Origin of the sequence: Aeromonas sp. L_1B5_3, from assembly GCF_963866575.1 — a bacterium.
Lineage (GTDB): Bacteria > Pseudomonadota > Gammaproteobacteria > Enterobacterales > Aeromonadaceae > Aeromonas > Aeromonas jandaei.
Genome location: NZ_CAWMDN010000100.1, coordinates 1 through 8,994 on the forward strand (window position 1 = coordinate 1; position 8,994 = coordinate 8,994).

Annotated in this window: 5 protein-coding genes and 2 pseudogenes; 3 read left to right on the forward strand and 4 right to left on the reverse strand. The window is 58.3% G+C overall.

Annotated elements, in window-relative coordinates; genetic code table 11:
• Nucleotides 1-684, forward strand: a 684-nt coding sequence (locus tag AACR93_RS07560) for an HPr family phosphocarrier protein (protein WP_043850355.1), incomplete at its 5' end; no start/stop codon positions are given.
• A 161-nt stretch (nt 685-845) separates the two neighbouring features.
• Nucleotides 846-1,928 (forward strand): glycerol dehydrogenase, encoded by a 1,083-nt coding sequence (locus tag AACR93_RS07565; RefSeq protein WP_043850356.1) that lies wholly within the window; start codon nt 846-848, stop codon nt 1,926-1,928.
• A 94-nt stretch (nt 1,929-2,022) separates the two neighbouring features.
• Here the strand turns inward: AACR93_RS07565 and dhaR are convergent, their stop codons facing one another.
• The 3 genes and pseudogenes from dhaR to AACR93_RS07580 form a co-directional block, all read right to left on the reverse strand.
• Nucleotides 2,023-3,924, reverse strand: a complete 1,902-nt coding sequence (gene dhaR / locus AACR93_RS07570; RefSeq protein ID WP_043850361.1) for a dihydroxyacetone kinase operon transcriptional regulator DhaR — start codon at nt 3,922-3,924, stop codon at nt 2,023-2,025.
• Nucleotides 3,925-4,102: 178 nt separating this feature from the next.
• Nucleotides 4,103-6,409: a hypothetical protein gene (locus tag AACR93_RS07575; protein WP_043850357.1), complete on the reverse strand. Its 2,307-nt coding sequence runs from the start codon at nt 6,407-6,409 to the stop codon at nt 4,103-4,105.
• A 153-nt stretch (nt 6,410-6,562) separates the two neighbouring features.
• A pseudogene (locus tag AACR93_RS07580) lies at nt 6,563-7,497 on the reverse strand (IS3 family transposase); the annotation flags it as partial.
• Nucleotides 7,498-7,584: 87 nt separating this feature from the next.
• Here AACR93_RS07580 and AACR93_RS07585 point away from each other — a divergent pair.
• Nucleotides 7,585-8,682 (forward strand): ISAs1-like element ISAs1 family transposase, encoded by a 1,098-nt coding sequence (locus AACR93_RS07585; protein WP_043850359.1) that lies wholly within the window; start codon nt 7,585-7,587, stop codon nt 8,680-8,682.
• Nucleotides 8,683-8,707: 25 nt separating this feature from the next.
• Here AACR93_RS07585 and AACR93_RS07590 read toward each other — a convergent pair.
• Nucleotides 8,708-8,935, reverse strand: a pseudogene (locus tag AACR93_RS07590) (transposase); the annotation flags it as partial.
• Nucleotides 8,936-8,994 lie beyond the last annotated feature (59 nt).

Below are 8,994 nucleotides of genomic sequence, written 5' to 3' on the forward strand. Positions count from 1 at the left end.
ATGCTGGCGGCCGGATTGAAAGCGCTGGCCGACCAGCTCGGCAGCCCGGCGAAACTGTTGCTGGCGGCTGGGGTCGATGACCCCGACCACCCCATCGGCACCGATGCCATCGCCGTGATGAGTGCGATTGAAGAAGCGGATGACGGCAGCGGCGTGCTGGTACTGATGGACTTGGGCAGCGCCCTGCTCAGCGCCGAAACCGCCCTCGAACTGTTGCCCCCCGAGTTAAGCGCCCGGGTACGGCTCTGCCCGGCCCCCTTGGTCGAGGGCACCCTGGCCGCCGTGGTGGCGGCCGGTTCCGGCCTGACGCTGGATGAGGTGGCCGCCGAGGCGCTCGGCGCCCTTGGCCCGAAACAGGCGATGCTGCCTGCAAGTGCGGCGCAGGCCGCCACGGAGACAGCCCCCGTTGCCGACGACGGCTGGCTGCGCTGCGAGGTAGTGGTGGATAACCCCCACGGCCTGCATGTGCGCCCCGCCGCCCGACTGGTGGCCGCCCTCAAACCCTTTGCCGCTGAACTCAAGCTGCAAAAGGGGGACAAAGAGGCCAACCCCCGCAGCCTGACCCGGCTCGCCATGCTCAACGTGCGTCAGGGCGACATGCTCACCCTGCTGGCGCGCGGAGAGGACGCTAACGCCGCACTGACCTGCTTCCAGCAGCTGGCCGCCGAGCGTTTCGGCGACTGACGCCGCACGCCACTGTTTCAAGGCGCTGCACTCGCTCGCTGAGCCTGTGCAGCACCACTTTCGTGCAAGTAAAAAGAAGACGAAGGCGTCCCCGGCACAGCCGCCCCTTCGCCCCTGTAAGTTTTAAGAGAAGTCTTAATTCATAAAGAGAGGGATAAAATATGGACCGCATTATCATCAGCCCCAGCAAATACGTACAAGGCAACGGGGCCCTCGCCAATATCGGCAACTACGTCAAGGCGCTCGGCAGCAAGCCACTGATCCTGGCCGACGCCTTCGTCACCAAGCTGGTGGGCGATACCGTGGCCACCAGCTTCCACGGCGCGGGCATCAAACCCGAGTTCGACTGCTTCAATGGCGAGTGCTCCCGCCCCGAGATCGACCGCCTGCTGGCGCACTGCAAGCAGACCCCGTTTGACGTCATTATCGGCATCGGCGGCGGCAAGACGCTGGATACCGCCAAGTCGGTCGCCTTCTACCAGAAGGTGCCTGTGGTCATCGTCCCCACCATCGCCTCCACCGATGCGCCGACCAGCGCGCTGGCGGTCATCTACACCCCGGAAGGGCAGTTCAGCGAATACCTGATGATCCCGACCAACCCCAACATGGTCATCATGGATACCGGCGTGATCTCCCGCGCTCCGGTGCGGCTGCTGGTCTCCGGCATGGGGGATGCACTCTCCACCTACTTCGAGGCGCGGGCCAACAAGGTTTCCGGTTGCCAGACCATGGCCGGTGGCGCTTCCACGCTGGCGGCGCAGGCCATCGCCGAGCTCTGCTACAAGACCCTGCTGGCCGATGGCTACAAGGCCAAGCTGGCGGTGGAACAGGGGCTCTGCACCAAGGCAGTGGAGAACATCATCGAGGCCAACACTTATCTGAGCGGTATCGGCTTCGAGAGCAGCGGACTGGCCGCCGCCCACGCCATCCACAACGGCCTGACCCAGCTCGCCGAGTGTCACCACCTCTACCACGGTGAGAAAGTGGCGTTCGGTACCCTGGTGCAACTGGTGCTGGAGAACGCGCCGATGGCGGAGATCGAGACAGTGCTGGGTTTCTGCCGCTCGATCGGTCTGCCGACCAACCTGCATATGATGGGGGTCAAGGAGCTGGATATGGCGCGCCTGATGGAGGTGGCCAAAGCCTCCACCGCCGAAGGGGAGACCATCCACAACATGCCGTTCAAGGTCACCGCCGAGGATGTGCTGGCGGCCATCGTCACCGCCCACCAGCTGGGGCTGTAACCGCGCCACCGCTGACCTTGCCATATAACACGGCCCCGCAACTGCGGGGACGTTTCATTTTCTACGGGCTGCTTGGCGACGGCCTCAATAACCGTCAGCCGTGATAGTCGGCGGGATCGATCTCGAGCAGTTTGAGCCGCCGCCAGAGGGTGGTGCGACTGATGCCAAGATGCTGGGCCATCTGGCTCACCTGCCCCTTGCAGGCGTGGGCGCAGCGCAAAATGGCCTGCCGCTCCAGCTCTGCAAGCGTGAGCAGCGGTTGCCCCACCACCTCGTCCGCCACCTGCTGATAGCCGTGACGAATGGCGGCAGGCAGCGCCTCAGGCGGGATCTGCCCCTGACCGGCATGAAGCAGGGCATGCTCGACGGCGCTGCGCAGCTCCCCCAGATTACCGGGCCAGGGATAGGCGAGCAGACAGTCGAGGGCCGCCGGACTGAACTGGCGCACCGGCTCGCGCCCCTGCGCCGCCAGCTGCTGGCTGATAAGGCCCGGCAGATCCGCTGCGCGCTCCCGCAGCCCCGGCAGCCAGAGCTCGCACGCCTGCAGCGCATAGAGCAGCTGGCGGCCAAACAGCCCCTCCTGCACCAGTTGCTCCAGCGGGGCGCTGCTGGTGGCGATGATCCGCACCTTGAGCGGCAGGATACGGGCCGAATCGAAGCGCTGGATGCGACCGGTCTTGAGCAGTTGCAGCAGCGCCGCCTGCATGGGGGCAGAGAGACACTCCACCTGCTCCAGCACTAGCGTGCCACCGTGGGCCAGCTCGAACTTGCCCGCCCGCTCCTGCCCCGCCTCGTCGGAGCCCATCAGCTCCAGCGCCATCCGCTCGCTTGGCAGCGCCTTGCAGTTGAGGGTAATGAGCGGCCCGGCGGCCCGCTCGCTGCCAAAGTGGATCGCCTCCGCCAGCTGGGCCTTGCCCACCTCCTCCTCGCCGCGCAGCAGGATCGGCCCCTGACTCTGGGCCGCCTGCCGGGCATAGCGCAGCAGCTTGCGCATGGCGCTCGATTCGCCCACCAGCGCCGACAGCTCGGGCACCGTCTGGCGCAGCTGGTGAATGGCCCGCAGCCGATCGACCGGGTGCAGCAGGGCGATAAAGCTGACCCCCTCCGGCCCCGGCAGCGGCTTGAGGCTCACCAGCGCATTGATAAACTCCCCCTCCTGCGCGCCGAGCCGCTCCAGCGTCACCTCCACATGACTCAGTGGCGTCTGCCCCCTGATGGCCAGCTGCAACCGCTGGGGCAACAGCAGATGCTGCTCCAGCTGCTGGCCGAGACAGAGCGCCGGATCGAGCCGCAGCCGGTGGGCCGCCAGCGCGTTGAGGTAGCGCAGCCGACCCTGCGGATCCCAGGCCAGCACGCCGTCATCCATACCATCGAGCAGGACATAAAGCTCACTCAGGTGGTGCTGGGACTCCTGCATCAGGGTTTCCATCTGCAGCAGATGGGCCAGCTCGCGCCCCGCGCTGACGGTGAGCGCCAGATCGCCGGCGCTCGCCTCCTCCACCTTGCAGATCAAAGCGATGATGGCGACCTGACGGCCATTGCTGTTGTAAACCGGGCTGGCGCAGCTGTGCCACGGGTGGAGGGTCTGGTTGAAGTGCTGGGGGCCGCTGACGCAGAGCGGTACTCCCTCCAGCGCCGCCAGATTGATGGCATTGGTGCCGATGCGCCCCTCACTGAAAAAGGCGCCGGGGCCAAACCCCAGCTCTGCCAGCTCACGCAGGGTGTCGGGGTGGCCGGTGCGGGCCAGCACACAGCCGCTCTCGTCGGTGAGCAGCAGAGCGCAGGGGCGCCCCTCCATAAATTCGTAGAGATCTTCGAGGGCCATCTCGCCGGTGGTGAGCAGGTCCCGCTTGCGCTGGCGCAGGCTCTGCAAGGTCTGCCCCTTGGCGCTGTGGGGCGGATGCCAGAGGGTGGCACTGGTCTGGTGGGCGCAGCGCAGCCAGGATGCCTGCAAATAGTCGGGCCAAGCGAGCAGCGGCTGAAGGTCAGATGGCATGGTCACAGCAATATCCGGCAAGATGTGAGCCGACCATTTAACCACGTCAGTGCCCCCGATTCAGTGACCTGCCTCAGAGGGTGGCAACCACAGCGCCAGAGATGTAGTCCGTAACACATGCATAACGGGGCCCTCGCGAGCCCCGTTGCCACATCGTTTATATCGCCTCCTTGGCAATTCAAGGGGCCATGGCTACATCAGCATCCACTTCTCGCAGGTACAGTGTTGTGAGTGGATCCGTGTCACTCCAGCGGCGAAATGTCATGATCCCTTTCACCGGGTCAACACTGTCAAGCGAAGTAATACGTTGCTCCCAGCAGGTCCACCAGGCACAGGGTTCCGAACCTATTCCTTTCAGGAGTACCAGAGAAGTCATGCCCCCCGCCTGTTGTAACAACAGGTCCTGTGTGCCGACACGCTGACCATTCACTGTCATTTTTTGTTTGCCAGAGGCACCAAGCCAGCCGTCGTTTGTCACCAGGTAGCCTTTGAACGCGGTGGTAAACAGAGGACCAGACAGCGCAACTTGGTCATAAACCCCCAATCCGGGCAGCTCAGCAGCAGTAATTTGTGCAAAACTCTTACCTTGTGCCAGCAGCGCGAGAACTTTACCTGGGAGATCGAGCACCTCTTGGCTACCCCACTCGGCATAGTTATGCCCTATCCACCACCCTTTCATTGCATCCCCATCAACTTTGTGACGACGCATGACCTTGAACTCTTGGCCAATATCGTCACGGTTGAAGTCATATCCATCCAGCGCAATGTGCTGCCAGGTAACATGGATCTGATGCTCGTCGGCAGAAACTTCTTTTTGTTTTGCTTTGTACTGGTGAAACAGGTAGCCATCCGGGTGCGTATCATCGATCTTGCGCAGCTGTTTCTCCTCATCCAGCAAATAGCGCTTCCCTTCGGTGGTTAACTGTTGCAGCCCATCTCCCAAGGGGACATGTTCGACTACAGTTTCGTACCAGTAAGGTAAACGAGTGCCAGTGTGGAAGTTGTAATCAGCATACTCTTCGAACGAGTCATCAAGAGGGTTGGCCCAGACAATTTTGCCAGACTCATAACGTGTCGTGCCATTTTGGCGGCTGAGCAGTGACTCTCGCTGATTGATGGTGCCATCAGCGTTCCAATCATTCTCATATGTGGTACGTACACCATCAGAGTCTTTAACGTAATGCTCCAACCGGCGGAAACCGGGTTGTCCCGGATTGTCCAGCTTGAACCAGTTACGAGTCGGGGCATCGGTTTTGTACTCAATCATCTCGATGTCGTGGCCTGTGGCATTGCCCGTTTTCGTCCACATCTGAACAAAATCGATAGTACTGTAATCCTGTGCTGCGAACTCAGCTCGCAGGTCTCGCCCTTCATTTATCCGGGTGGGATCATTGCACTGATATTCATTCAGCTCTTTGCAGTTGGTGTCCTCGTCAAAATATTCCACCCACTTGGTGTCATTCCCTACACTCAGCGATTGTCCCTTGAAGTTTCGCTCGCCATCCTTGTTAAAGTCATGTTCCCATTTGGCATAGCGCTCGATAGTTCCGTCAGCTTTACGTGTGGTCTCCAGGCTCCATGTGGTAGCGATCAGTGGCGTACCATTGTATCTCTCATAATCGTTGGCATTTTTATCCCAGTAATATTTGGTCCCCTGGCTTACCTCGACACCGCCCTCAGTTTTACGGGTGGAAAACTCGATGGTGAATGTTGCCTTATGAGTGTTGTAGTCGATTTCACTCTTCAGGGTGGGATTGCCCTGAACAGTGATTTGTTCATCCGTCAATTTGTCGTAAATAGCTGTAGCTTCACCGGTTTTATTGTTAAGCGCCAAAAGCAGGACATCCTGTTTGTCTGCCTCTGCTGGCAACGAGGCTGGCAGAGCATCGGCGATCACTTTGGCAATAAACAGTGCCCGCCCATCTCCCAATGCGACAAAGTCTGCATCCAGCATGGCCGAGGAAATGCCAAGCCTCTGGGCCAGCACCTCCCGGGCCTGTACCGGATCGTTATATTTCAGTGTTTCGAGATGCAGTAACGTGGTCAGAGGCGATACGATTCTTACTGTACCACTGCTGCCTGAGCCTGCAGGAGCAACCATAGTAAAAGCGGTGTCAACCGGTCCCCGTTCCAGATCTACTGTTTCACCGGGAATGGTTTCCACATACACATTGGCGCTCAATTGGCCTGGCTCAAGAGTGAACAGTGCTCTCCCCTCGCTATCTGACTTGGCAAAAGGCTCTGCTGCATCACGCAGGCTATTTCCATTAAGATCGACCCACACCAGAGCACCCTGTAACACACCATCAATTGCTCTTATCTGAAGCGTGGTTTTAGTCTCTGGTGGCGTTGTACTATCACCACTACTGTCTCCGCCACCACAACCGGCAAGTGCGGTAATGATGCTTGCTGCCAGCCATGATTTAGTAAAAAGTTTCATACGTCCCCCAGTCCCTGACTTTTTATATTGCTTGCTGTCATCCATGGCAGATACATCGACAGACCCCTTGTAATACTTGATCGGCCGCTTTAACGACTGTGTTGGTTATAGGCTCCTGGTGAACAAACCGCATCCCCCTATCGGGGGAGCGGTTGCGTGTGAGGGGAGAGAAAATAGCGGTGAATCGCCCCTGGTTTTCTAGACACTCTGTTGCTGAAAAATAAACTGCCTTTCAAACTCTACCGGCGACAGCCCATCATTGGAACCATGACGCCTGATTGGGTTGTAAAACATCTCGATATAATCAAACACATCGCTGCGGGCTTCGTCTCTTGTCGCGTAAATCCTGCGCTTGATCCGCTCCCGTTTGAGCCACTGGAAGAAGCTCTCGGCGACAGCATTGTCGTGACAGTTGCCACGTCGGCTCATGCTGCAACTCAGGTTGTGGGTCTTCAGAAAGTCCTGCCATTCGCCACCGGTAAACTGGCAGCCCTGATCCGAATGCACCAGTACCGGCTGCTTGGGCTTGCGCCGCCAGACGGCCATCAATAACGCATCAACCGCCAAGTCTGCCGTCATGCGTGATTTCATCGCCCAGCCGACGATCTGGCGAGAGAACAGGTCGAGCACCACCGCCAGGTACAGCCACCCTTCTTGAGTACGGATGTAGGTAATGTCAGTCACCCAGGAGAGGTTGGGGGCTGGCACCTTAAACTGACGTGCCAGCGTGTTTGGAGCAACCAGTGGGCTCTTGCCTCCATAATGCCCCTTGCGGCGTTGATAGCCCGTTTGCGAACGCAGCCCTTCCCGCTTCATTAATTTGGCCACTCGGTGCTTGCCGCAGGCTTCTCCCCCGTCACGAAGGTCGCGATGGATCTTGCGATAACCGTAGACAGCACCACTTTCCAGCCAGGATTGCTTGACCAATCCGGTCAGTCGTTCGTCCTCCCGCTGTCGTGGCGATACGGGCTGTTTCAACCACGCGTAGAAGCCACTTCGGTGAACCCCCAAGGTCTGGCACAGGGTAACGACACTGTACCGGTCGAGTCGGGAGGTTATGAACGCGTACCTTTCCTTGACTCGCTGGCAAAGTACGCGGCGGCCTCCTTTAGGATATTGCGCTCCTCGGTGACCCAGGGCGGGATCGCACTTTGTTAATGAAATTTGAACAGGCAGATCGTCTGTGATCTAATCGCGTCTCCATGCAGGAGGCACGCGCTATGACGTTGATTGAACACCTTACCCTTGTCGAAGAAACTCGCTCTGAGATCAATCGTAAACATAACCTGGTTGATGTCATGTTCCTTGTCATCAGTGCCATCATGAGTGGTGCCGAGGGCTGGAATGACATCGAAACCTATGGCGATTCAAAGTTCGATTGGCTCCGTCAGCATCGCCCCTTTGCCAACGGCATCCCGCGGCGTCACACGGTTGCCCGCATTCTGCGCTGCATTGTCATCGATACCTTGCTTGAAGCGTTGCTGTGCTGGGTCAATGAACAGCGCACTCATCAGGGCAAACCCATCATTGCCTTTGATGGCAAGGTGTTACGCGGCTCCTTTCGGGGAAATGCCAAGGATGCGCTTCAGTTGGTCACGGCTTACGATACCGAAAATGGGCTGGTGTTAAGCCAGAAAGCAACCCCTAACAAGAAGGGGGAAATCGAAACCGTCAAAGATATGCTGGACATTCTTGAGCTAAAAGGAGCCGTTGTCACACTCGATGCGTTGCATTGTCAGCGTGAGACACTGGAGAAAATCAGCGAGAAGAAGGCTCATGTAGTGGTACAGGTCAAGAATAATCAACCGAAGCTGTATCAAGCGGTTCAATCGCAATTCCAGTCACTGTTTGACGCCCAGAAAGAGAAGATTGTCGTCGAGCACAAAGAGAGTGGACATGGCCGCCAGGAAGAGCGTTATGTATTTCAATTAAAAGCCAAATTACCGCCAGAGTTGACGGAGAAATGGCCGACAATCCGCAGCATCATTGCCGTTGAGCGTCACCGCAGCGCCAACGGAAAAGGAACGGTAGATACCTCTTACTATGTCAGCTCGTTATCCCCCAAGCACAAGCTGCTAGGGCACTATATACGGCAGCACTGGCGGATAGAGAACAGCCAGCATTACATTCTTGATGTGGTGTTCAACGAGGATGCTTCCAGGATAGCGATGGAGGATGCGGTCGAGAATATGGCGCTATTCCGGCGGTTCGTATTGAATATCGTAAAACAGAGCAATTGTGGTGCTCGAAGTCAGAGAAACAAGCTAAAAAGAGCCGGCTGGAATGACGACTATCGGGCTCAGTTATTCTTTGGTTAAAATATCAACAAAGTGTGCTCCCGCCCTGCTCGGTGACCTGGCGCAGTTCGGCTTTCAGGCGGCGTATCTCGGCTTGCAAGGCAGACTCTTCGAGCTGCTGGTCAGCAGGCTTACCGTACTGCCTGAGCCAGGTATACAGACTGTGGCTGGAGACCCCAAGGGCTCGTGCAACGTCAGCCACCGGCCGTCCGCGCTCGGTGATTTGTTTAACGGCTTCGATTTTGAATGTTTCTGGATAACGCTGACGGGTCATAACACCTCCAATAGTTGCCTCATTTTAAGGCTATGAGGTGTCTAAATAGCTGTTCCGAA

Excerpts from the sequence above, each read along its gene's own strand:
- AACR93_RS07565 (WP_043850356.1), top strand. The coding sequence starts at position 846 with ATGGACCGCATTATCATCAGCCCCAGCAAATACGTACAAGGCAACGGG.
- dhaR (WP_043850361.1), bottom strand. The coding sequence starts at position 3,924 with ATGCCATCTGACCTTCAGCCGCTGCTCGCTTGGCCCGACTATTTGCAG.
- AACR93_RS07575 (WP_043850357.1), bottom strand. The coding sequence starts at position 6,409 with ATGGATGACAGCAAGCAATATAAAAAGTCAGGGACTGGGGGACGTATG.
- AACR93_RS07585 (WP_043850359.1), top strand. The coding sequence starts at position 7,585 with ATGACGTTGATTGAACACCTTACCCTTGTCGAAGAAACTCGCTCTGAG.